This is a genomic window from uncultured Vagococcus sp., assembly GCF_963518325.1.
Classification (GTDB): domain Bacteria; phylum Bacillota; class Bacilli; order Lactobacillales; family Vagococcaceae; genus Vagococcus_D.
The window spans coordinates 1-24379 of sequence record NZ_CAUQJB010000006.1; the positions used below are offsets into that span (position 1 = coordinate 1).

At 38.0% G+C, this 24379-nt stretch carries 22 protein-coding genes, 1 pseudogene and 2 other annotated features; of the genes and pseudogenes, 5 read left to right on the forward strand and 18 right to left on the reverse strand.

Annotated features, from left to right (window positions below):
- Window positions 1-238 precede the first annotated feature (238 nt).
- The gene (locus RWN13_RS07215) at window positions 239-658 is read left to right on the forward strand and encodes an NUDIX domain-containing protein (RefSeq protein WP_314061808.1); all 420 of its coding nucleotides are present in this window, start codon (window positions 239-241) and stop codon (window positions 656-658) included.
- A gap of 1146 nt (window positions 659-1804) precedes the next feature.
- A complete protein-coding gene (locus RWN13_RS07220; RefSeq protein WP_314061809.1) occupies window positions 1805-2053 on the forward strand; it encodes a hypothetical protein in 249 nt (82 codons plus the stop codon).
- Between the two features lie 280 nt (window positions 2054-2333).
- Here the strand turns inward: RWN13_RS07220 and RWN13_RS07225 are convergent, their stop codons facing one another.
- A complete protein-coding gene (locus RWN13_RS07225; RefSeq protein WP_314061810.1) occupies window positions 2334-3122 on the reverse strand; it encodes a pseudouridine synthase in 789 nt (262 codons plus the stop codon).
- 184 nt (window positions 3123-3306) lie between these two features.
- Here RWN13_RS07225 and RWN13_RS07230 point away from each other — a divergent pair, with 184 nt between their 5' ends.
- Both RWN13_RS07230 and RWN13_RS07235 read left to right on the forward strand, forming a co-directional pair.
- Window positions 3307-3462, forward strand: a complete 156-nt coding sequence (locus RWN13_RS07230; protein ID WP_314062000.1) for a hypothetical protein — start codon at window positions 3307-3309, stop codon at window positions 3460-3462.
- A 169-nt stretch (window positions 3463-3631) separates the two neighbouring features.
- Window positions 3632-4021 carry a hypothetical protein gene (locus tag RWN13_RS07235; protein ID WP_314061811.1) on the forward strand — a complete coding sequence of 130 codons (390 nt, stop codon included), beginning with the start codon at window positions 3632-3634 and terminating at the stop codon, window positions 4019-4021.
- A 50-nt stretch (window positions 4022-4071) separates the two neighbouring features.
- Here the strand turns inward: RWN13_RS07235 and RWN13_RS07240 are convergent, their stop codons facing one another.
- Window positions 4072-4473, reverse strand: coding sequence for a hypothetical protein (locus RWN13_RS07240; protein ID WP_314061812.1), 402 nt, complete (start codon window positions 4471-4473; stop codon window positions 4072-4074).
- Window positions 4474-4864: 391 nt separating this feature from the next.
- On the opposite strand from RWN13_RS07240, the gene RWN13_RS07245 reads away from it, so the two are divergent.
- Window positions 4865-5821: an ROK family protein gene (locus tag RWN13_RS07245; protein WP_314061813.1), complete on the forward strand. Its 957-nt coding sequence runs from the start codon at window positions 4865-4867 to the stop codon at window positions 5819-5821.
- A 46-nt stretch (window positions 5822-5867) separates the two neighbouring features.
- On the opposite strand, the gene trpA is transcribed toward RWN13_RS07245, so the two are convergent.
- From trpA to pflB, 16 genes and pseudogenes are all read right to left on the reverse strand, one after another.
- Window positions 5868-6644 carry a tryptophan synthase subunit alpha gene (gene trpA / locus RWN13_RS07250; protein WP_314061814.1) on the reverse strand — a complete coding sequence of 259 codons (777 nt, stop codon included), beginning with the start codon at window positions 6642-6644 and terminating at the stop codon, window positions 5868-5870.
- A complete protein-coding gene (gene trpB / locus RWN13_RS07255; RefSeq protein ID WP_314061815.1) occupies window positions 6637-7842 on the reverse strand; it encodes a tryptophan synthase subunit beta in 1206 nt (401 codons plus the stop codon). The genes trpA and trpB overlap by 8 nt, the downstream gene beginning before the upstream one ends.
- Window positions 7843-7846: 4 nt before the next feature.
- Window positions 7847-8455, reverse strand: a complete 609-nt coding sequence (locus RWN13_RS07260) for a phosphoribosylanthranilate isomerase (RefSeq protein WP_314061816.1) — start codon at window positions 8453-8455, stop codon at window positions 7847-7849.
- Window positions 8452-9213 carry an indole-3-glycerol phosphate synthase TrpC gene (trpC, locus tag RWN13_RS07265; RefSeq protein WP_314061817.1) on the reverse strand — a complete coding sequence of 254 codons (762 nt, stop codon included), beginning with the start codon at window positions 9211-9213 and terminating at the stop codon, window positions 8452-8454. Before trpC ends, RWN13_RS07260 begins: the two co-directional genes overlap by 4 nt.
- Before the next feature lie 3 nt (window positions 9214-9216).
- Entirely contained in the window at window positions 9217-10239 is a 1023-nt protein-coding gene (gene trpD, locus RWN13_RS07270; RefSeq protein ID WP_314061818.1) for an anthranilate phosphoribosyltransferase, read from the reverse strand.
- Complete coding sequence (locus RWN13_RS07275; RefSeq protein ID WP_314061819.1) at window positions 10211-10825, reverse strand: aminodeoxychorismate/anthranilate synthase component II; 615 nt, start codon at window positions 10823-10825, stop codon at window positions 10211-10213. The genes trpD and RWN13_RS07275 overlap by 29 nt, the downstream gene beginning before the upstream one ends.
- Window positions 10809-12185: an anthranilate synthase component I gene (trpE, locus tag RWN13_RS07280; protein WP_314061820.1), complete on the reverse strand. Its 1377-nt coding sequence runs from the start codon at window positions 12183-12185 to the stop codon at window positions 10809-10811. Before trpE ends, RWN13_RS07275 begins: the two co-directional genes overlap by 17 nt.
- A 154-nt stretch (window positions 12186-12339) precedes the next feature.
- Window positions 12340-12568 (reverse strand) — a binding site (T-box leader).
- A 46-nt stretch (window positions 12569-12614) separates the two neighbouring features.
- Window positions 12615-12824 (reverse strand) — a binding site (T-box leader).
- 116 nt (window positions 12825-12940) lie between these two features.
- On the reverse strand, window positions 12941-13867 hold the full coding sequence (locus RWN13_RS07285; RefSeq protein ID WP_314061821.1) for a hypothetical protein: 927 nt from the start codon (window positions 13865-13867) through the stop codon (window positions 12941-12943).
- 150 nt (window positions 13868-14017) lie between these two features.
- A complete protein-coding gene (locus tag RWN13_RS07290) occupies window positions 14018-14944 on the reverse strand; it encodes a manganese-dependent inorganic pyrophosphatase (RefSeq protein WP_314061822.1) in 927 nt (308 codons plus the stop codon).
- A 13-nt stretch (window positions 14945-14957) separates the two neighbouring features.
- Complete coding sequence (locus tag RWN13_RS07295) at window positions 14958-15911, reverse strand: LysR family transcriptional regulator (RefSeq protein WP_314061823.1); 954 nt, start codon at window positions 15909-15911, stop codon at window positions 14958-14960.
- Window positions 15912-16050: 139 nt separating this feature from the next.
- A pseudogene (locus RWN13_RS07300) lies at window positions 16051-17752 on the reverse strand (ABC transporter permease/substrate binding protein).
- A 7-nt stretch (window positions 17753-17759) separates the two neighbouring features.
- Window positions 17760-18953 (reverse strand): glycine betaine/L-proline ABC transporter ATP-binding protein, encoded by a 1194-nt coding sequence (locus tag RWN13_RS07305; RefSeq protein WP_314061824.1) that lies wholly within the window; start codon window positions 18951-18953, stop codon window positions 17760-17762.
- Window positions 18954-19193: 240 nt separating this feature from the next.
- Window positions 19194-19826: a GntR family transcriptional regulator gene (locus RWN13_RS07310; RefSeq protein WP_314062002.1), complete on the reverse strand. Its 633-nt coding sequence runs from the start codon at window positions 19824-19826 to the stop codon at window positions 19194-19196.
- Window positions 19820-20911, reverse strand: a complete 1092-nt coding sequence (locus RWN13_RS07315; RefSeq protein ID WP_314061825.1) for a hypothetical protein — start codon at window positions 20909-20911, stop codon at window positions 19820-19822. The genes RWN13_RS07310 and RWN13_RS07315 overlap by 7 nt, the downstream gene beginning before the upstream one ends.
- Before the next feature lie 97 nt (window positions 20912-21008).
- Window positions 21009-21785, reverse strand: coding sequence for a pyruvate formate-lyase-activating protein (gene pflA / locus RWN13_RS07320; RefSeq protein WP_314061826.1), 777 nt, complete (start codon window positions 21783-21785; stop codon window positions 21009-21011).
- Between the two features lie 136 nt (window positions 21786-21921).
- Window positions 21922-24168 (reverse strand): formate C-acetyltransferase, encoded by a 2247-nt coding sequence (gene pflB / locus RWN13_RS07325; protein ID WP_314061827.1) that lies wholly within the window; start codon window positions 24166-24168, stop codon window positions 21922-21924.
- Between the last annotated feature and the right edge of the window lie 211 nt (window positions 24169-24379).

The window sequence follows — 24379 nt, forward strand, 5'->3', positions numbered from 1 at the left end:
TAAAACAAAAATCGTTTTATACAACCTTGATTATTTAACTTTTTCAGCAGCCTCTTGAAAAAATGGGTTCTTTTTTTTGGCTTGAAATCATGATTTAACTTACGTTATACTTAAATCATAAAGGCAGGTCTATAGTTAACACAAACAGATAATCACACTAGTTATTCTCAACACATGTAAAGTGTTCAAGATTATTAATACAACCAACTCTATGATTACCTTAAGGAGGAGGGGAGACATGTCGATTACTTTTTTACCAACTCAAGAAATAAAAGATGAACAATTAACATTTGCCGTTATCATCTGTTCTTATCAAGGAAAACATGTTTTTGTCAGACACCAAGAACGAGAGACGCTAGAAAGTCCCGGTGGTCGTCGAGAAACCGGTGAAACGATTGAAGCCTGTGCCCGTCGTGAGTTAGTCGAAGAAACGGGCGCAAACAGCTATGAATTATCGTTTAAGGGTTATTATCAAATTGGAAGTACTACTTTTGGAGCTTTATACGAAGCTTCTATCGAGGATTTTGGGATTAAGCCAAATTCGGAAATTGCTGAAGTTATCGTAAGAGAGTCCTTACCTACGAATTGGACCTATCCTGAGATGCAAGCCGTATTAATGGCTAAAGTTTATCTAGAACAAGGTTTAAATCAACTATAATAATATTATGTCAACTAAAGAATCTATTTTGTTAACATGTCAACCTCTAGTCTGATGATGTAATCGAAACTTCGTAATAAAATTAACAAGAGTCGAATATCTATTTGTATTTTATTACACGCAAAACACTCGATTAAACGCCTTTTTCGTTTTGAGGGGCGTATTTTGGTTTAGGTTATTTTCTTGTTTATTGATATGCTAATAGTATATTAAGCGATTGGAGTTGTTTTTTATGGTAGTTGATCATTCAGAAATTTTATTTATTATGAGTAAAGGAATTAATACATTTAAAATTGAGTTAAGAATTGATAAGCAATGTAAACGATATGACAATTTTGATATTGAAAAAGTAAACGAAGTAATTCTTTATTATAACACTTGCTTAGCGGTATTGAGAAAAGACGATTTTATAAAGTTGAAGTATCGAAATCTAAGGAAACATCGTTTAATTAAACTCAGAAAATGATACTAAACTCTCTAAATAACCTTGTCGGATGTATTTCTCCTCGAAAAAAATGGGAATAAGTTATACAATCAAATTCAAATCGGATAAAAGGCAAGTGTTTATCTAAAAATCGCTATATAGCATAAAAATCAGACTCATAGAAAACGAATGGGGAAGGGGGATAACCCCATTTAAACAGATAGAGAACAAGGCAATGCTAACTGTATTTTAAGTATGATTTAATACGGAATAGATCTTTTAATTTTGAGTAAGATGGTTCGTTCGACATACGCTCAAATAATTGTTTTCAGGAAAGTTAAGACACAACAAAAATTTAGCAACGTAGTGGTTAAAATTTAAATGAAATAATTACATTTTATCAACGCACATAAATTAAGTTTAGACACGAACGTGCTAACAAAGCTATTGAAACTTTGGCTTTTATCAGCCTGAATAGCTAGGAACGCTTATAAATGACAGATCAACGAAAAGGACTTGCTAAGGACTCTAAATCTGAGTTGAACCAACGCTAATGGTCAAAAGCGAATTGTTAGATAGTTTAAATCAAGTCTTAACTAATGGAAATCAAGTGTTTGACGACGATTCTATGACCACTTCATCAATTGATTACATAGACATGGTCGAGATTGAATCTGAAATGTTAGTCTCAAAACAGTTGGAGATATCAATGAACAAAACGTATGCTCCAGAAATACTTTGAGGAACAGCTGGTAACACAAAAACAGTTAAAATTATTAATAAGTCGTTATGGCGAACTGCCAAATATGTCAATTGATAATCATGCAAAACCCAACGGCACTTTCCAACAATACGATAAAGAAACTGGTGAACGTTTATTTTATAGTAGCAAGATTAGCCCAACCATCATTTTTCAGTCAATTATGTTTCAATTTCATTCAGTCTCAAACAGTTGCTATGACTGGGCTTAACATATTTCATTAAAAACTACTTTGTATAATATATATTATGTAAACTAAAATTAAATAATTTTAAAGTCCACTTATTCACAGCCCCCTTCCTTCTTGAAACCGACCTTCAACAGTAATTCAGAACATTAATTTATGAAGACCTGTCGATACCTACTCGATTAAAATCGATTTAACTTGCTCATAATCTTATTTGAGTTTACAATAGTTTAATTATGTTAATTAATTTTAGATCAGATGACAAAAAAACTTCCTTGAATTAGTCACTCAGGAAGTTTTTTTGTCAGTTCTTATTGATTGCCTCATTTATATCGATCAATTCTTCTTTAGTTAAGTAACGCCATTGCCCTTCAGCAAGATTTCCGAGTTTAACATTCATGATTCGTTTCCGTTTCAAATTGACAACCTGATAACCAAGTTCTTGACACATACGTCTTATTTGTCGGTTTAACCCTTGATTTAAAATTAAATTAAAGCTTTTGTGACCAATCACTTCGACTTTTGTTGGCAAAGTGATTTGACGCTTATCTGCCACTGGGTTATAAATTTCAACCCCTGTCTCCATGTTTATGACAAAATCACCTTCGATTTTTTTATCAACCATTACTTGATATTCCTTATCATGACCATTCTCTTCCCTAAGGATTTTATTAACAATATCACCATCATTAGTCAGTAAAATCAACCCAGTGGAATCTTTGTCTAGCCTGCCAATCGGGAAGATCATTTCAGGATAATTCATAAAATCAGTTAAATTTCCAGCGACCGCTTGATCTGTTGTACTGGTAACGCCTTTTGGCTTGTGTAAAGCGATGTATACTTTCTCAGTTTTTAAAGCAACAGGATTGTCGTCAACTGCCACAACTTGACCAGGCATAACTCTTAGACCAACAACGGCTAACTCTCCGTCTACAGTGACTCGGCCCGCTTCAATTAAACGGTCAGCTTCACGGCGAGAACAATGCCCTGTATCGCTGATGAATTTGTTCAATCGTAGGCTATCCTTTGCCTCATGTTGAATGTGTTGCCCTTCATTTACTTGGTTTACTGATTTTTGACGTGCTTGTTTCATAATTTACTCCCTTTAACTTATCGATATAGTCTGTCTAGCTTCTGTAATTATAGCATAATTTTGATAGGTCTTATATATAGCAGATCTATTATTAACCACTTTTTTTATCTCTTGAGGTGTAATAGATTAGATTTGAATTGCAGTGTTACGTTTTAAAGGAGGAATAACATGACAATTAAAAAGAATAAATACACCACAAAATGACTTTTACGAGTATGTAAATGCTGAATGGCTGAAAACTGCCCAAATCCCCGCAGAAAAGCCAGCAACCAGAAGCTATAATCAATTAGTGGTCGATGTAGAAAAACGATTAATGGCTATAATTTTAAGCCATATTTGAAACATGAAGATGGTCATTCTGAAACTAAACTTACTCACTTTATCAATTTCTATCGATTGACAGCAGATGACAATCAGCGTAATCTGGCCGGCGCTGCCCCACTTCTCCCGCATTTAGAGAAAACAGAGCAGTTAACCAGCTTTGATGATTTACAAAAACAAATGCCGGTATGAAAAGTTCTGAAGAGGATGCGGATATACTGGCATCTTATAACCCACAAACAATGTCAAAAGTTACTGCCAACAGTTCCTATCTTGATTTTACTGAGACATTAACACAACTGGTTGGCGAAACACCGGCTCATTTAATTGTGACAAACTTGGCCTATTATCAAGCCTTTAATAATATTGTGAACCCAGAACACTTCAACAAACTTAACAGCCGGATAATTATAGTTGAAACCCTCTTTTTAAGTAACTACTTAAGTGAAGCTGTCTTAGGCAGTCAGGTAATTACCAAACCAGATAAAGTGACTTATTATTTAGCCACTGCCTACTTTGATCAAGCAGTTGGTAATTATTATGCTAAGCGTTATTTTGGAAAAGATGGTTCTAATTAATGAATAACCCACGAACATAAAGATGGCTCTTGGGTTATTTTATCTTAAATTTAGCTGATGTAATACCACACAATAGCAAGTAGGATATATATTAAGATGCGATACCCTAAATAATTATTATACTTTATAACTTGGGCTAAATTGGTTTTTAAAAGCATGACGCCAGATGGATAACGAGGGTCTTTGTAATACCATGAATCATTTTCCAAAGGCAAATTATCTTCTAGTGAGTAAAGAGTCATATTAATATAAGCTAATTCATCGAAAGATCGCTTATAGATCGCAACTGCTACGAGTAAGCAAATAATCATCCAAAACATTGGTAACCAACGTACCACATATAATACCAATGTAAACGTTAAAAATATTTGATAATAAAGCATATATCGCTGCTCTTTCATCAGAGATTGATTAGAGAGTTGTAACCATTCTCTGAAATCACTTTCACTCATCGCAGCCTCTCCTTCCATAGTTAACACTTAACTCATCGGCTCTCCAGCCAACTACTCAACTCTTTCCATAAATATTGTAACACGAGATACGGCTTAACTCTAGCTAGCATTTTCATAAAGGGACAGCTTAATGAAAAACAAAAAAAGAAAGGAAAGTAGTTTCCGCTACTTTCCCCCATAGGATGAAAAAAATTTAAACAAAATTATTGTGAACATTTACATGTTTAATATAACATCTCTGCCAAAATTAACCAAATCAAATTCTTCATGATGATATGCAGTTTTTGAAACGTTTTCTACTAGTAATATAACTAAACTGTTCATTCTTAAGATAAAAGTGATATCTTTTGCACTTCTTTTCAATTTCCCTTAATATAATGATATGGATAATATGTTTATTCGTAAAAAAGAATCAGAAAAGGACGTGACTAGATTGACTCTTTTAGCACTAGATGTTGGCGGTTCAGCCGTTAAACACGGAATATGGCATGAGGATGAACTGATAGAAAAAGATAGCTTCCCCACTCCACTTACGCGCAAATTATTTTACGAAGCGATCAATGACTTGATAGAAGCTAATCAAGATACCTACCAATTCTCAGGCATAGCTCTTAGTTGCCCTGGGGATACCGATGAAACTACGGGAATGGTCAATGGCTTTAGTTATGTCCCCTTTTTACATTTAGGTGAGTTTCAACAAGAATTTTCTGATGCCGTTGATTTGCCTGTCTCAATGCTCAATGACGCAAATAGTGCTGCTCTAGCCGAGATGACAATGGGCATTGGTGTTGGTCATCAGGAAGCTGTTTTCTTGATTATCGGTTCAGGTGTCGGTCTGGCTGTCGTCAAAGGTGGTGACATCACTACAGAAGGATCCGACAAAATTGACCAGTTAGATAAATTAGTGGCCGATGGTGTTAAGACCTTTAACAACAGCAAAGTTTCCCCTGTCCATATTGCAAGAAGAGTTTCCTTAAAGAAATTGAAACTGCCATCAGCGATTGATGGGAAAGATGTTTTTCAGTTAGCTGATGAAGGCGATCCTGTGGCAACTAAGGAAGTCGCTTCTATGTATTCATCTTTAGCTGAAATTGTGATTTCAATCAACGGGGCGTTCAAACCAGAATTGATTGGAATTGGTGGTGGTATCAGTAATAATAAAGACTTGCTACCTAGCTTAAAAAAAGCAGTTGCTGAGTTGCTAAAAGACCAGAGTGGATTGCTGACGATATTCAAAAACCTCTTTTATAATCAGGAAGACTTACCCCAACCTAATATTCAATTATGCCAATTTAAAAATGATGCCAATCTTCTTGGAGCTGTTATTCATTTTCAAAAAACCAAATAAACCTAAAAAGCCAGCCACTCTCCTTCGGAGGATGGCCGGCTTTTTATTAAATAGTGATAGCGGAAACTTCAGTCATAAAGGTTTTAACTTCCTGAGCTCTGTTTTCTAAAAATAAGTTAACTATTTTACTGCCAATAACAGCTCCGTCACAGCTTTTGACAAAGGCTTCGACATGCGCCTTCTGTGAAATTCCAAAACCAGCAAGAACGGGGACATCCGTCTGTTGGCTTAATGACGTTAAATAACTACCAACTGATAAATCAAAATCTTGTCGTTGCCCCGTCGTTCCGTTCACTGTCACAGCGTAGATAAACCCTTCTGCTTGGCTAACAAGTTCACTGATTCGTTCTTCTGGACTAGTCAAAGATACCAATTGAACAATGGCAATATCAGTTCCCTCTAAATGAGGTCGTAAATAATCCTGATGCTCAGCAGGTAAGTCTGGAATGATCAAGCCTTTTACTGTCGTATCTTTAATGGCAGAGATAAATTCTTCTACACCCATGGCATAAATCGGATTAAAGTAACTCATGATTACTAAAGGTGTTTGTACATGTGTTTTTTGAATCACCTCAATAATCCCTTGAAGGGTAACCCCTGCCTTTAAAGCTTTTAAACCGGCTGTTTGAATTACTGGGCCATCCGCTACAGGATCGGAGAATGGTATACCGATCTCAATGGCACTGACATTTGCTGCCTCCAATAACTGTAGCTCATCCTCCAATTGATCCAATCCCTGTGCACCAGCCATTATATAAGGAACAATCAGCGCGTACCCATCATCTCTGATACCTTTTAAATGTGTTTCCAATGATTTAACCATGAACTTGATCTCCTTCAAAACGTTCTTTAATTTGAGCCACATCTTTATCTCCTCGACCAGATAAACAGATAATCATTGATTTGTCTGGTCCTAATTTTGCTGCCAATTCTACAGCGTAAGCAATGGCATGAGAGCTTTCTAAAGCAGGGATAATCCCTTCTGTTTGGCAAAGCAATTGAAATCCTTCTAAAGCCTGGTCATCGGTGATGCTGACATAGCGAGCTCGACCTAAATCGTCAAAATAACAATGTTCTGGACCCAAGCCAGGATAATCCAGGCCTGCTGAAATTGAGAATGCCTCTTCGATTTGCCCGTTTTCATCTTGTAATACTTTCATTAAAGCTCCGTGTAAGACACCTTCTTTTCCTTTCGTAATGGAGGCAGCATGCTGTCCCGATTCCAGACCTAATCCAGCTGCTTCCACACCGTACATAGCCACTTGTTGGTCATCGACAAAGGGATAAAAAAGTCCCATGGCATTGCTACCGCCGCCCACACAAGCTACTAGTGCATCGGGCAAATTACCGTCTAAAGCTAAAAACTGTTGGCGAGCTTCCTTACCGATGATACTTTGATAATCACGGACGATTTCAGGGAAAGGATGGGGACCTAAAACTGAGCCCATCACATAGTGAGTGTCCTCAACATTAGCAACCCAAAATCGCAAGGCTTCATTTACGGCATCTTTCAAGGTTTGACTTCCTGATTCGACACTTACAACTTTGGCCCCTAGTAATTCCATTCGGAAAACATTTAGAGCCTGCCGTTCAACATCTTTTGCCCCCATAAAAATAGTGCACTCCATGTTGAATAGTGCTGCCACTGTGGCTGTGGCCACACCATGCTGACCAGCCCCTGTTTCTGCGACAACTTTTTGTTTTCCCATCCGTTTAGCCAGTAGTACCTGACCCGTTGTATTATTAATTTTATGGGCACCAGTGTGATTCAAATCTTCTCGTTTTAAATAAATTTTGGCTCCCCCTGCTGCAGCAGTTAGTCGTTCAGCAAAATAAAGTGGGGTTTCTCGACCTACATACTGTTTTAAATAATAGTCAAGTTCTGCTTGAAAAGCACTATCTTCTTTTGATTCTGCGTAGACCGTAGTTAATTCTTTGACAGCTTTCATCAATGATTCTGGCACAAATTGTCCACCATATTGGCCGTAAAACCCATTTTTTGTCGGTGCTTCGTAATTCATTTGTTTATTCCCCTTTCGCCTTTGCGATAAATTCGATTATTTTTGACGGGTCTTTTTGCCCATCTGTTTCAACCCCTGATGAGACATCCACTCCATAAGGTTTAAAATATTGAATAGCCTCTCGGATGTTTTCAACGTTTAAACCACCTGCGATGAAGATACGCTCCATGGGTAAACTTTCTGGGTTAATCCCTTGCCAATCAAAAACGTGGCCACTGCCGCCCTCATAGGCATCACCAGGAGCATCTAGCAAAAAAGTCACATGCTCAGGATATAAAGCCATCTCAGATAACTCCTCCCCTGTTCTTAGTGTGAGAGCTTTGAGAACAGGAACATCAATGTTCGCTATTAAAGCCGAACTTTCTTGACCGTGCAGTTGAACCACATCAAGTGGGACTGCATTGACTGCTTCCGTGATTTCAGTCAATGAGGGATTAACAAAAACACCTACAGTCTTTACATTATTAGGGATACACTTGGCTAACTCTTGAGCCTCTTTAACGCTAACTTGTCGGCGACTTTCGGCAAATACTAAGCCAATATAATCAGCACCGGCTGTCACAGCTGCCTCAATATCTCTCTTGTGCCTTAAGCCGCAGATTTTGACCTTCATCTTGACACCTGTAAACTATCTGCTACAGCTCTAGGATTTTCAGCTCGCATCAATGTTTCTCCGACTAATACTCCATTAAAGTGGGCCGTTAAGCTAGCTACTTCAGTTGAATCACGAATTCCAGATTCGCTGAAATAGATCGCAGACGTGGTGAATTCTGGCCCTAACTGATGACTGACATCCAAGGAAACCTCAAATGTTGCTAAGTTACGGTTGTTAACACCAATTAACTTTGCGCCCAGGGCCTCGGCAATTTTCAGCTCCTCGAGATTGTGAACTTCAACAAGGGCTTCTAAGCCCAAATCTGTGGCTACCTGATATAAGCGAATCAAGCTTTCCTGATCGAGGGCAGCCACAATTAATAAAACAATAGAAGCCCCAGCATTACGAGCACGAATAAGTTGTTTTTCGTCAATCATAAAGTCTTTGCACAAAATTGGTAAGTCAATTTGAGCGGCGATCTCTTTCAAATCCGTGATAGAACCTTTAAAAAATTGTTCATCCGTCAATACAGAAATAGCACTAACCCCAGCTTTTTCGTAAGCCTTTGCTTGTTGGATAATATCGACACTTACCTTTATTTCGCCTTTAGAAGGAGAAGCGCGCTTAACTTCCCCAATCAGGTGCATTTGTTGTAATCGTCCTTTAACGGTGTCATACAAAGCAGGGCGTTTTTTTACAGCAATTAGTTCTTCCGCTGGCAACTGAGCTACTTCTTCTCGTTTCACGTCAATAATCTTAGATAAAAAATTGTTCATTGTTTAATTTCCTACTTTCAAATTTGCTTGAAATGCTAATAAATCGGTTAATACTTGATAAGCAGCCCCGCTTTGCAAGAGCTGATTAGCCTCATGCACGCCTTCTTGCACTGAGCTGACTTTATCGCCAGCAAATAATCCCAGACCAGCGTTAAGCAAAACGGTATCGTAATAAGGACTTTTGTGGCCTTTTAAGACGTTTAACAGGATCTCTGCATTCTCGTAGGCATCACCACCTTGAATAGCCTCATAATCATAATATGGGAGCCCCACATCTTCCGGTTTTAATACATGACCAGTGATTTTCCCTTCAGCCAATAAAACATAATGAGTCTCACCAGCTAAAGAAGCTTCATCCATTTCATAAGGCCCATTTACAACGATTGCTCGTTTCCGACCTAATTTTTGAATCGTCTCCGCTGTTTTTTTCAATAAACTACGACGGTTAATTCCCATTAACTGATATTCCAAAGCGACCGGATTAGTTAAGGGACCGATCAAATTCATAATTGTTGGTGTGCCAAGTGTTTTACGAGCAGGCATTACATATTTCATTCTCGGATGAACATGGGGGGCAAATAGAAACGTCAAATTAATTTCAGCAAGTTGTTGAGCCTGCTGTTCAGCAGAAACTAAAAAGTCAATTCCTAATGCCTCGCAAGTGTCAAAACTGCCAGCTTTACTTGAAATACTGCGGTTGCCAGTTTTTGCCACTTTCATCCCCGCTGCAGCTAATACAAACGCAGCGGTTGTGCTGATGTTAAAACTATTAGATAAATCCCCACCGGTTCCACAATTACAAATCGTATCCGTCAATTCGGTGTCAATTGGCACTGAGAATTCACGGATTGTTTCAGCTAATCCTGCCATTTCTTCTGCTGTCTCCCCTTTTATTTTTAACCCAATGAGTAAGGCGCCGATTTGAGCCTCACTTAATTCGCCTTTAAATAATTGTTGGGAAAGACTCTTCATCTCTTCTAATTCAAGATTTTCCTGTTCATATAGTTTGATCATTAATTCGTTCATCTGAATTTCCTTCTTTCTCAATAATTAACGTCATAAAATTCTTTAATAAGGCTAGTCCATAATCAGTTCCAATGGACTCAGGATGGAATTGCAAGCCGTAGACGGGTAAATTTCGATGTTTTAAAGCCATGATTTCCTGATCATCTGCTGCTACCCCGAGGATGTTTAGTTCATCCGGTAAAGTATCTGGTCGTAGGACCAAGGAATGATAGCGCATGATATCGAATTCATTGGGCAAACCTGCTAGCAATTGATCTTCTTTTTGACAAATCATCGTAGACACTTTGCCATGGCGTATTTCATTGGCTTGAGTAATCAAACCACCATAATATTGGGCAATGGCTTGATGACCTAAACAAATGCCTAACAGTGGTTTTAAATTAGCAAAGTGAGCAATTAATTTTTTCATCTCGCCTGCATCCTCTGGTCGCCCTGGGCCAGGAGAAAAAACAATACCTTGAGCTTCTTCGGCCATCTCCCAAAGATCAGCAGCATCATTGCGACGGACGATAACTTCGCCAAAAGGGCTTAAATAATGATGTAAGTTATAAGTAAATGAATCGTAGTTATCAACAAGTAAAATCATAGTTGTAAACCTCCACTAGTGCTTTAGCTTTGTGCAACGTTTCTTCGTATTCTTTTGTCGGATTAGAATCATGAACCACCCCAGCACCTGCTTGTACATGAGCCACTCCCTGATGTAACACCATCGTTCGAATAGCAATCGCAAAGTCAGCTTTTCCTGAGTGAGTTAAATAACCCACCGCCCCACCATAAACATTCCGTTTAACAGGTTCCATTTCGTAAATTCGTTGCATGGCTCGAATCTTTGGTGCGCCACTAACAGTGCCTGCTGGTAAGGTAGCTTTAAGTGCATCCATAGCACTTACATCAGAACGCAAGCGACCTTCGACTACTGAAACCAAGTGCATCACATAACGATATTTTTCGACTACTAAGTAAACTGGGACCGTAACTGAGCCAACCTCGGCAATCCGACTGATATCATTACGACTTAAATCGACTAGCATCTTATGCTCGGCTAATTCTTTTTCATCCTGAGCCAACTCTTCTGCTAACACCTGATCCTCACGGATGCTTCCGCCCCGCTTACGGGTACCTGCAATCGGGTTAGTTAATACTTTATCTCCCTGAACACTAACAAGACTTTCAGGAGAGGACCCAATAATGGTTGTGTCACCAAAATCAAGATAATACAAGTAGGCTGAAGGATTACTTAATCGCAACCCCCGATAATAGTCAAAGCTCTCACTAGTAAATTTGGCTGACAGTCGTTGTGATGGTACAACTTGAAAAAGATCACCTGATTGGATTAGCTCTTTACTTTTTAAAACAAGACCTTCATACTCTTTTTGACTAAGGTTGCTTGTAAACGTTAAAGGCTCTAGATTTATTTTTTTCTGTTCATCTAAATGAGGTTCTTTTAATTGGAGAACCATCTCTTGTAAACTCTTTTCCAAAACAGCTTCACTTCGCTGAGAATACAGATTGTCTTGAACCAATGTGACTTGTTCCTTAAGGTGATCAAATACCACAAACGATTCATAGACATAAAAGTGGCAATCCGGAATGCCTAACTGATCCGTAGGTATCTCCCCAACCGATTCATATAAGGCACAGACGTCATAGCCTACATAACCGATAGCCCCTGCTTCAAAAGGGAGTGTCGTGGACTCACCCTCTCGATTTAAAAATGACTCAATTGCTTTTAACGGATCTTTCACTTCTTCAATTCGATCATCGATTCTTAATTCATGACCAAAGGTCCTAATTTCATGAACTGGATCAACCCCGACAATTGAATAGCGTGCCTGATTTTTATCTCGAGGAATACTTTCCAGTAAACTCTTTTTCATTCCTTTTAATCGTAAATAAATACTTATAGCTGTTAAACAGTCCGCAGACATCGTCTTAATCTTTCTCATTTCTCAAGCATCCCTTCTTAATATACCTAGTATTATTCCTATCAACCTATCCAGCTTTAACCAAATCAACAGATTGACTACCTCTGATTTAACCAGATTTTTCTGGCGACCTACAAAAAAATAAAAAAAGCCCTCAAATGATTATTAATAATCATTTGAGGGCGAATTTCACTCACGGTGCCACCTCAATTTGGATAAATATATCCATCTCAACGGTTATCTAACAATAACCTGCTCTATAACGGGAGCTCCCGTAAATCCCTACTATTACTTCAAGATTTCACTAACAGGCCCATTCCTTCTTCTTTTGCTATTAGCTCACACCACCGCTAACTCTCTGAAAGCAACCAATAAAAAGTACTCTTCCTGCTTGACGCATTATTGTATTCAATTAAAATAAAAAAGCCCTCACACTTATTTTCTGATGAAAATAAGGACGAGAAACCCGCGGTACCACCTTAATTGATTGACTAGTCAATCCACTTAGTGATTCTGATAACGGATAATCATCCGAATGTGCTTACTAGCTTTCAGCACTTAGCTCAAAAGTCCATTCATAATTGTGATTTACTAACTCTCAGCCCCGCTAGCTCTCTTGAAAATCAATCAATTATTACTAATCTTTCTCATCGCCTGTCTTTTGTCTAATATTACTCGACTGAAGATTAAAAGTCAATGATAATTACTTATTTTATTTAACCTTAACTTCAAAAAACGTTTACAACCCTATAAAAACAAACAAACCAGTATTGCAATCATTTACTGGTTTGTTTGTTTTCAGTTAAAAAGATAACTTCTTTCGTATTCTGATTACGTTTAAGTAACTCATTAAATACCAAGGCTTTAAGTAAGTCATACTCCACTTCATTGATTCGTTGATGGCTGATAAGACTGTTCATAATCGCCTTTTCGATAATATCAAGACCTGATATCAATTCAGTTTTATCAATGACACTTAGTTTCCTAGTTAAGTGATAATGATCCGTTTCAATAATATAATCAAACGCCACTAAGGCCTCAATAAAAATATTGCTACGACTTCTTCTAGGTTGTTGACCATCTTGAATTAAGCTTAACTGTTTGCCGGCCATTTCAAGAAAATAATTGGCATTGACATCGCCAAGCTTCTCAAACAACTGTTGGCCCTTTGGTGTTATTGGCAAGCCTGAAAAATAATTAGCTAATCCGATAGGTTTATTATCAAGCCCATCAATATCAATAAATAAGTAATGACCACATTTTTGACAAGTTGACATCACGGGGCTAACAGTTTTAGTTGGTAAAGCAATTATGCGAGTAAGATCCTTTTGCTTCAATCGTGACACACTGTACGTGATGAGCCAAGGATTGTTTTTTAAAAGTGGAAATTCGCTTAATAAATAGTAACTTAATTCAGCCGTTATAGTCGTAGCCAGTTCAAGCAATTTTTTTAGTCTTTCAACTGATACCTCAGGAACTAAACTAGAGTATAAACGTTTATCCCTTTCAATTAACTTGTGACTAACAAACAATTCCATTTCCCGGTCTGCCTTTGGCCAAGAGATTGCTCTTTTTATCTCTTGCATACTAGCTCCACTATCTTGAGAAGACAGCCAGTTATGTATTAATCCTAGCTGATTTAAATTAATCAACTCAAAGGCGTCGGTTTGTTTTAAAAATGGTACTTTAACCATTTCAAACATATCATCACTCCATCTATCGTTTTTATCTTTCTAAATAGCCGGCGGATTTTATTAATAGAGAACCGGACAGTTTACATAATAAAATTATGTAAACTGTCTAGCTCGAAAATAAAAGAGCAACTCACAGATTCAAGTTGCCGCTTTATCTCTTTATTTGAATGCTTCAGTTAATTGCGGCACTACTTGTTTTTTACGCGATACGACGCCTGGCAAATGAGCAACCCCATTAACCAAGGTTGTACCAAAAGCTGCTTCAACTGTAGATTGGTGGTCCCCTACGACAATAATCGCAGAATCACTAGCCAAAATATTTGTCACGACTAAAATAAATAAATCATAGCCACCTTCTGTATTTTGCGCGGCCATTGCCGCTTCCAAAGCTGCTTGACGAGCTAGGACTTCATTCACATCAACAGTGTTAACCTGACCAATTCTAATTTGTTTATCGCCCATTGGGAAATTTTTAGCATCTGTATTAAGTAGCTCATCTTCTGTTTTCGTGCTTAAGTTTGTTCCTGCCTTGAGCATCTCTAAACCATAAGCCTCGATGTCGACTTGAGCAATTACCGCTAATTCTTTTGCCGCCGCAACATCTTCTGCTGTACACGTTGGTGATTTAAACAACAGTGAGTCAGAGATGATAGCTGATAACATTAAACCTGCAATATTTTGTGGAATATCAATGCCATGCTCTTTAAATAATTTTAGCAGAATTGTATTAGTACATCCGACTGGCTCTGCACGATAATAAAGAGGATTCGCTGTTTCAAAATTGGCAATCCGATGGTGATCGACCACGGCCAATACTTCCAAATCTTTAATATCGCTCACACTCTGCTGCGCCTCGTTGTGATCCACAAGCATAACTTGTGACACTTCATTAGCAGCCGTCTCAATGACGCGTGGAGCAGCAGTCTTAAAATGAGTTAAGGCATAATCCGTTTCTTCACTTGTCGTTCCTAAAGCGACCGCTTCAGCGTCGACCCCCAGTTGTTGTTGTAAATAAGCAAATGAAATCGCTGATGTAATAGCATCAGTATCGGGGTTTTGGTGCCCGAAAATTAAAACTTTAGACATAAATATGACTCCTTTATTCTTTATTTTTTAAACGAGAAATGTAATTCTCATTATTCACATACTGACCAAACTCATCAAAAAAGTGTTTGATTCGTGGGACTTCCAGTTTTTCTTTACGGTAAACAAAGGCAAGTTCCAATTGAATCGGTGGTTCAAAAGGGATGGCCCTAAGAACGCCCTCGCCTTGGTGTGCTTGGAAAAAAGAACGAGGCAAGGCGGTATTCGTGCCGGTTTCATTACTAAAACGGAACATTTGATCGGGTTTTGTAAAATGAGCCACACTTTCTGGTAAAGTTAAACCACGCTTTTCAAAGGCCGCCTGAATCACTTGGGAAACGAAATAACTTTTAGGGTAAGATACCCAAGGGAAAGCCACTGCTTCGTCAAAGCTAATACTTGTTTTGTCACTCAATTCCTCGTTATGGTGTAAAAAGAGTAGCTCATCATGAATGATATTACGGGAAGCGAAATCTTTGTGTTTCAGTAAGACACCAGTAGGCAAGTAAAGAATTGCAATGTCAATACGGTTCTTTTCCAGAAACTCCCAGACTTCTTTTCGACCAACCATAAAGAGGGTTACTGCTATTTCCGGGTATTCTTTGAAATACTCTGTGATAAATTTAGTGAAGACCTTATCTTCGACAGAAGCAGAAATCCCAATTGTTATTTTCCCTCGAGTACTGGAGTTCTCATCATGAATGCGCTCAGTAGCTTCTAATAAGACTTCGTAAATCGATTCAACTGTTTCTTTCATGATTAAACCAGCTTTTGTTAGATGCAGTTGTTTGCCCACCGTATAAAAAAGACTAGCTTCCAGTTTGGCTTCTAATTTTTTTATTTGTTGAGTCAACGCCGGTTGAGTAATGCCTAAAAGTTGAGCTGTCTTAGTGTAATTTAAAGTCTCTGCCAGTTGCAAAAAATAAGCAAACGCCCGTGAGGAAATTAATTTACTCGGGTGATCTTTCATCGACGAACCTTCTTTCTATCAAAGCTTTTTATCCCTAAACACTTGTATATTGTATCATAATTATAGCCAATTAGACATTCGTTTTAAGCCACTCCTCAAAAAAACAATCATTTTTCTCTCAGAGAAAAATGATTGTTGGCTATTCTTTCCATTTAGCTACTTTATCTGGATTTTTTTCAATCCAGTTTTTAGCTGCTACTTCGGGGTCTTCCCCTTTGTTGATTTGTAACATGACTTCTTCCATATCGGTTTCTTCCCATTGAAAATTATCTAGTACTCGATAAACTTCTGGTAAGTCCTCTTTGAGCCCTTGACGAACAATCGTATTAATAGACTCTTTTCCACCAAAACTATTTTCAGGATCATCCAGATACTTTAAATCATGTTTGGCAAACTTCCAATGTGGTGACCAGCCAGTTACGATGATGTCTTCTTTGTTGCGTATGGCTTGGTCTAAAGCGACAGTCATGACACCTGAAGAGGAAGTATCAATGGTCCAGTCTTTTAAATTAGGATAATCCTCCAACGCTTTTTCAGTCGCCATCACGACACCAGCGCCAGGTTCAATCCCAACAATTGTTTTTTTAGCCTCATCATCTAAGTCAGCAATCGAATCCACGTCCATATACGTTGGCACAACTAAACCCACACGAGCTGTTGGCAAATTCACACCTAAATTATCCACTCGGTCTTTAAACTTCTTGTAGTGAGCGCCGCTTGTATTTGGCAACCAAGCTGCCACCATTCCATCGGCTTCTCCCTTCGCCACAGATTCCCACATAATAGCATTATCTAGAGGCGTTAAAGAAACGTTATAGCCCATTTCTTCAATTACTTGAGCAATTACATTAGTTGATGCTAATTCTGTGTCCCACTCTACGTATACAAGAGACACGTCTCCTTTACTATCATTTTGTTTTTGGCCACACCCACTAAGGACGAGGGCAAATAAACAAAATAAAACCATTAGCCATTTAGTTTGTTTCACAGAAAAACTCCTTTTAACCTTCATATTTGTCCTTATTTAAGTATTGCGTAAAGCGGTCGATAATGATTGCAAGAATCACAATAGCTACGCCACTCACAAAACCATTTCCAACTTGGGCACGCTGTAAGGCTGAAAGGACGCCACGTCCTAAACCAGGTGCACCAATCATTGAAGCGATGACTACCATCGATAATGCTAGCATAACTGTTTGGTTTATTCCTGCCATAATCGTATTCTTCGCCAATGGCAGTTCTACTTTAAAGAGTTTTTGCCATCCAGTACTACCAAAGGAATCAGAAGCTTCAACTAATTCAGTCGGCACTTGACGAATTCCCAGATTAGCGAATCGAACAGTCGGCGGTAAAGCGAAAATAACCGAGGCAAAGACCCCAGGAACAACGCCGATTCCAAAAAATGCGACAGCTGGGATCAAATAAACAAAGCCGGGCATCGTTTGCATAAAGTCAAGGAAAGGTGTCACAATTGTCTGCACTTTATCCTTTTTAGCCATCAAGATCCCTAATGGTACACCAATGATGACAGAGACTAAACTTGACACAATAACCAAGGTAATAGTGTTCATCAAATCGTTCCACAGTTGCTGATTATAAATGAATAATAGCCCAATACCACTGAAAGCAGCTAACCCCCATTTTTTACCAGAGGCAAAATAAGCGGCAACTACGATAAGAATGATGAAAATAAAGGGAGGAATCATCACCAGTAACGATGTGAAAGAGTCCATAATAAACTGTCCCACTACTTGAATGATTCTAAAGAACCCGGCGAAACTTTCCGTTAGCCAATCGACAAAGATTGTCACCCATTTAGCAACAGGTAGTTTTGTCATCATAATTGTTTTATTCATTATTAGTCACCCCATTTGTTTTAGTCAGAGCCGCAACAATCGCACCTCTAATAATAATCCCTAATAGCCGACCATTGTCAGTCACAGCTACTGGAGCAGGTGAATCATGAATTAAATCAAAAATCTCATTTAATAGCGTATCTCGCTCAATTGCAATGATATCTGTTCGCATTACATCAGCTAAAGGCAAGTCCTCTTTCTGAGCTCTTAAGGCATCGTCAACAGTTACATAACCTTTTAATTGACGTTTTCGATCCACAGCAATTAGTAAACTGACTTCGGATTTTCTAATACGGCTCAAGGCCACATTTGGTCCATCAACATCGATGTTTGTCGTAATCCCAGGAATCATGATACTCTCAGCCGTTAAGACTTTCGAACGGTCGATGTCTTCAATAAAACTTTCCACATAATCATTGGCAGGATTTTTCAATATCTCTTCACCAGTGCCAACTTGCATGATTTCTCCATCTTTCATTAAAGCAATTCGATCACCTAAACGTAAGGCTTCGTTTAAATCATGAGTAATGAAAATAATAGTCTTTTTAACAGTCGCCTGCAAGTCCAATAGTTCATCTTGCATTTCATGACGAATCAGCGGATCTAAAGCGGAAAAAGCTTCATCCATCAGTAAGATTTCTGGATTATTTGCTAAAGCACGGGCCAGGCCAACTCGCTGTTGCATCCCCCCTGATAATTGATTGGGAAACTGATCTTTATACGGTAACAAGCCTGAATTTTCCAAAGCTTGAAGTGCTTTTTGCTCTCTTTCCACTTTAGGTATTCCACGAATTTCCAAACCAAACTCCGTATTTTCGAGAATTGTTTTATGAGGGAATAGCCCAAAATTCTGAAAAACCATGCTCATTTTAGTCCGCCGTGCGTCTCTTAACCCTTCTTTATCTAAAGTCGAAATATTTTGATCATCAATAAAAATATTCCCATCTGTTGGCTCAATTAAACGATTCAATAAACGAATCAACGTCGACTTACCGCTACCGGATAACCCCATAATAACAAAAATTTCTCCTTCTTCAACCTCGAAATTTACGTTATAGACCCCAACTGTTGCTCCTGTAGCTTTTAAAATTTCTGTTTTACTTTTACTTTGCTTTGTCATCGACAAAGCCTGTTTTACTTTTTTACCGAAAATTTTGGTTAAATTTTCAATTTTTACTTTTGGCAAATTAGTTCCTCCAACTAAACTTATTCTCTTACATTCCATGTAAAAGTGACTTATCAACCATATAACGATATAGTCACTTTGTCAAAAAAACCTGTTAATTATTCACGATAATTACAAGTTTAACCACCGATGTTAGACGTTTTCATACTTGTTACAAGAGGATTTACAAGATGACGAAAAAGAGACTGCATAAATCAGGATAACTGACTTATAGTAGTCTCTTTTTATTCTTATCACTAACTATTCTTCCGGATAAAACAACTTTTCAACTTGTTGATTAGATAAATCATTGCCTACAAAGTAAAGTAAATCATCAACCAATAATTGGGCGTAAGGTCCTGGGGAGACAAATAATTCATTCTCACGATTAATCGCAATCAAGGTGGCTGTTGTCTGTTGCCACAGGTTAATATCTGCCACAGTCTCATTTAAATAACGACAATCTTCTGTCACTTTCACGTGAAAAGGATTTAATGGATTAGTTGTATAAAAATTGTCAGTTTGAGTCAACAATTGATTTAAGGCACCAGCAAAAAAACTAAGTTCTTCCTGTTGGCGAATCATACTGTCTTCCAACATGGCTTTTAAATCTCCGATTGACTGAACATCATGATATTGTTCCACAAATTCTCTCGCTAAAGTTGTGGAAGCTACCGTAAAGCCACTGCCGTGCTTTACTTTCACAATATCTAAATCAACAAGGACCGTTACAGCTTTGCGAGCAGTTTCTGGAGAAACATTGTAATAGCTGGCTAGTTTTGAACGGGCGTGTAGTTTATCTCCCACTTGGAATTCATTTTGTGAAATGCGTTTTGCTACGTCCACCGCTACTTTTTGATAACGTGAGCGACGGGCTTTCGGCTGATTTAAGATAGGACTTCCCTCCTGTTGAAGTGAATAACAGCTTGCTCATCAAGCCACTCAATTAATTTGAGCTCGACGATGGCATCTCCTTTTAGGGGGACTTTATCAAGGAGTTCCAGTCCTTGTTGAGTGAGAGCTGCCCCCATGTGCCAATCTTCCTGAACAAAATAGTGATAGCTTGCTAGAATTCGTTTATTGCCCATTAAGGGTTGTTTTAAACTTTGAGTCACCTGTTTATCTGCCATTATTTCTTCGATGCGTTGATCTTCAGGTTCCAAAATAGCTAAACAAAACAGCAACTCCTTTTTTAATTCTACCTGATAAATGGCGATCAATGACTGACGATCATTCCATAGAACTTCTAAAACGGCTCTTCCTTGAGATAAATCTAAACGTTCAAGGTTATAAGCGTATCTAACTAATGCATGAAAGGTCATAAAATAATTGGTCGAATCATAGGTGTTTAAGGGTGAAACATAGGCCACTGGTAAAGACTCATACGTATTCCCAATCGACAGTTGATAGTTGATCTCAAACTGTAAAAAGAGTAAAAATTGCATAGTAGGATTACTCCATGCCATTTTTAAACTCATTCCATCATTAAATCCCATGGGTATGACATTGGTTAACACGATAAAGAGACCAATGATTGAAAATAGCTGGGTATAAATTGATGGAAATAGAATCAGAAGCAGCAAACTGATGATAGCATTAGCTAGGACCCCTCCAAGTAAATACAATTTAAAAGGATAGTTAGTTGTCTCGTAAGCTGGCGGACGCATTAGACACTGTCCTAGAGTCCCTGGTACCTTTTGACGTCTGAAAGAAATACTTTCTTCCTGCCAAACCCACAAGTATGACAGAACCCGATAACTAACCATTGTATAGCCTGTCATATAGCCGAAAAAACCATGGCCGGCTTCGTGAATCACAATATGAAACAAATAAAATAATGGCAGTAGAATAGCTAGTGTGATTGTCTCATAAACAGACAGTGATTGAGATGTTAAATAAAATCCAACATAATAGCCCATTGCCCCCCCAACCATCAATGAGATGACGATGGAAACCACTTTTTTTAATGAATGACTCATAGTTAACTTACTCCCATTCTATATATGAATTGATACTGTCCAATTATATCGCACAAGCAAAAAAAAAGCACCAAGCAATTCGCTTGGTGCCAGAAGATTAACGACCGTAAGTTTGAGTTGCATATCCTTGATAATCGTTGACATGAAGAATATCTTGAGCATTTTTAACCCGTTCTTGAGTTGGTGGATCAATACCCAATAATGGATAATCCAGACCAAGTTCATCCCACTTGTAGATCCCCATTTTGTGATAAGGCAAAATTTCAACCTTATCAACATTGTTTAGTGTTTCAATAAACGCATTCAACCGAATTAGATATTCATCGTAATCCGTCCGTTCAGGAACTAGTACGTGACGAATCCAAACCGGTTTACCAATTTCAGATAAATATTTAGCCATTTCAAGAATGTTTTCATTTGTATTCTGAGTAAGCACTTTATGTCCCTCTGCATCGATATGCTTGATATCAAACAACAATAAATCCGTGTACTTCATAAGTTCTTGGAATTCACTAAAAAAAGGTTCTTCTCTAGTAAAAGGCTTGCCACAAGTGTCAATGGTTGTGTGAATGCCTTCTGCTTTAGCTTTTTTAAAGAGATCTGTTAAGAAACCAAGCTGTAGCAATGGTTCACCACCACTGACTGTTATACCACCTTTTTCACCCCAATAACTCCGGTATCTAATTGCTTCAGCCAAAACTTCATCTGCTGTGACTTCACGTCCGCCGACACCGATTTTCCATGTATCTGGGTTATGACAAAACTGACAACGCATGCGGCATCCTTGAGTAAAAACAATAAAACGCACGCCTGGTCCGTCAACGGTACCAAAACTTTCTGTTGAGTGAATTCTTCCTACTGCTGTCTCTGCCATCTCTCTTCCTCTTCCCCTATTTCAAAAGGGATGACTTGGCTTAGTCACCCAGTCACCCCTTCAAGTTTATTTTAAGTTTAAAACTTTTTACTAATAGTTGCTAGTATTTTGATTTAATCATCCGTCAATACTAATCTTACATGTGGTCATGTGAAGTTCTAGCAATAACATCTGCTTGTTGTTCCGGCGTTAAATCACGGAATTTAACAGCGTAACCAGATACCCGAATAGTTAAGTTAGGGTATTTTTCTGGATGTGCTTGAGCATCCAATAACAATTCATTTGTAAAGACGTTGACGTTTAAATGGTAACCGCCATTATTGAAATAACCATCCATGACATTACGCAAGTTGTTAATACGTGTGTTGTCATCTTTACCTAAACCATTAGGATTAATCGTTTGGGTATTAGAAATACCGTCTAAAGCATGAGTATAATCCAAGCGAGCTGTCGAATTAAGTGAGGCCAACAAGCCATTTTTCTCACCTAAGTATTGGCCATCTTGATAACTTGGATTAGCCCCTGGAGCCAAAGGTTTCCCTGCACGACGTCCATCTGGTAAGTTACCAGTTGCTTTACCGTAAACAACATTTGACGTAATTGTCAATAAAGAGGTTGTCGGTGTAGAGTTACGGTAAGTATGTTGACGTTTAATTTGTGTCATAAAGTAGTTTAAGATCCAGTTAGCCATATCATCAGCTTCTTCTTGATCATTCCCATATGTTGGGAATTCATTCATTGGTTTGTAATCAATCGCAAGACCATTTTCATCACGAATGACTTGGACATTCCCGTGTTTGATTGCCATGATGCTATCAGTCGCATGTGAAATACCAGCGATACCTGTTGCGAAAGTCCGTTTTAAATCACTTTCCATAAAGGCCAATTGTGGTGCTTCATAAGCGTATTTATCATGCATGTAATGAATAACATTTAGTGTATTAACGTAAAGTTCAGCTAACCAATCTAAAATATCTTTATAACGATCCATGAATTCATTAAATTCTAATGTATCACCAGTCATTGGACGGAATTTAGGCGCAACTTGCGCTTTTGTCATCTCGTCTACCCCACCGTTAATAGCATATAAGACAGCTTTTGCTAAGTTAGCACGAGCACCAAAGAACTGCATGTCTTTACCCATAACAGTTGCAGATACACAACAAGCGATAGCACAGTCATCAGATCCCCAGTTAGCACGTAGTAGATCATCGTTTTCAAATTGAATAGATGAACTTTCTTTGGCAATCTTAGCCGCAAACGTTCTGAAGCCTTCTGGTTCATGAGATGAATACAAAACAGTTAAGTTTGGTTCTGGTGAAGGACCCATGTTAGTTAAAGTATGTAAAATACGGAAATCACTCTTCGTTACTAATGAACGTCCATCTAATCCCATACCAGCAATTGATAATGTCGCCCAAATTGGGTAACCGGAGAATAATTGATTGTATTCTGGCGTTCTAGCAAATTTAACCATGCGTAGTTTCATGATTAAGTGGTCAATCATTTCTTGAGCTTCAAACTCAGTAATAACACCATTGTCCAAGTCACGTTGGATGTAAATGTCTAAGAAAGCTGAAACTCGGCCAATAGACATTGCAGCACCATTTTGAGACTTAATTGCAGCAAGGTAACCAAAGTATAACCATTGGATAGCTTCCTGAGCGTTTTTAGCAGGTTTAGAAATATCAAAGCCATAACCAGCTGCCATTTCTTTAATTTGACCTAATGCACGGTATTGTTCCACGATTTCTTCACGTAAACGAATCACGTCATCAGTCATCACTTTATTACCAGTGTTCGCATGGTCTTTTGATTTTTCTTTCATCAAGAAGTCAATTCCATATAATGCTAAACGGCGGTAGTCACCAATAATACGGCCACGTCCATAAGCATCTGGTAACCCAGTAATAATTTTGTTTTTACGAGCAGCTCTCATTTCAGGTGTATAAGCATCAAAAACACCTTGATTATGTGTTTTGCGGTAATCCGTGAAGATGTGTGTCATTTCTTCGTCAACTTCATAACCATTTGCTTTTAAGGCATTGTTCGCCATGTTAATACCACCGAAAGGCGCAAAGGCTTGTTTTAACGGCACATCAGTTTGTAAGCCAACAATTTTTTCTTCTTCTTTGATTAAATAGCCAGGTTTATGAGATGTTACGGTAGCTGGAATATTGTTATCCATATCGTAAACACCATTTTTTTCATGTTGAACATCGAATAATTCTTGTAATTTTGTCCATAATTTGTCAGTACTTGGTGCGATTGGTTCTAAAAAGCTATCATCACCCGTGTACTCTGTGTAGTTCGCTTGAATAAAGTTTCTGACATCTACACTCGTTTTCCATTTTTTTCCTTTAAAGCCATTCCAAGATTCCATTTAATGGGCCTCCTTAAGATTATATGATTTACATCATATGTAACAGGTTTATAAACATAGTATAACACAAGATCATAATATCACAAGCTTATTTTGAATAAAAACCAACAAATTATCAAATATAATTGATAATATCTTTTAAAAGGCTTGTTTAACAGCGTTTCAACTTTGAACATCTTTGAACAAACTTTAATTAAATTCTCATAAAGCT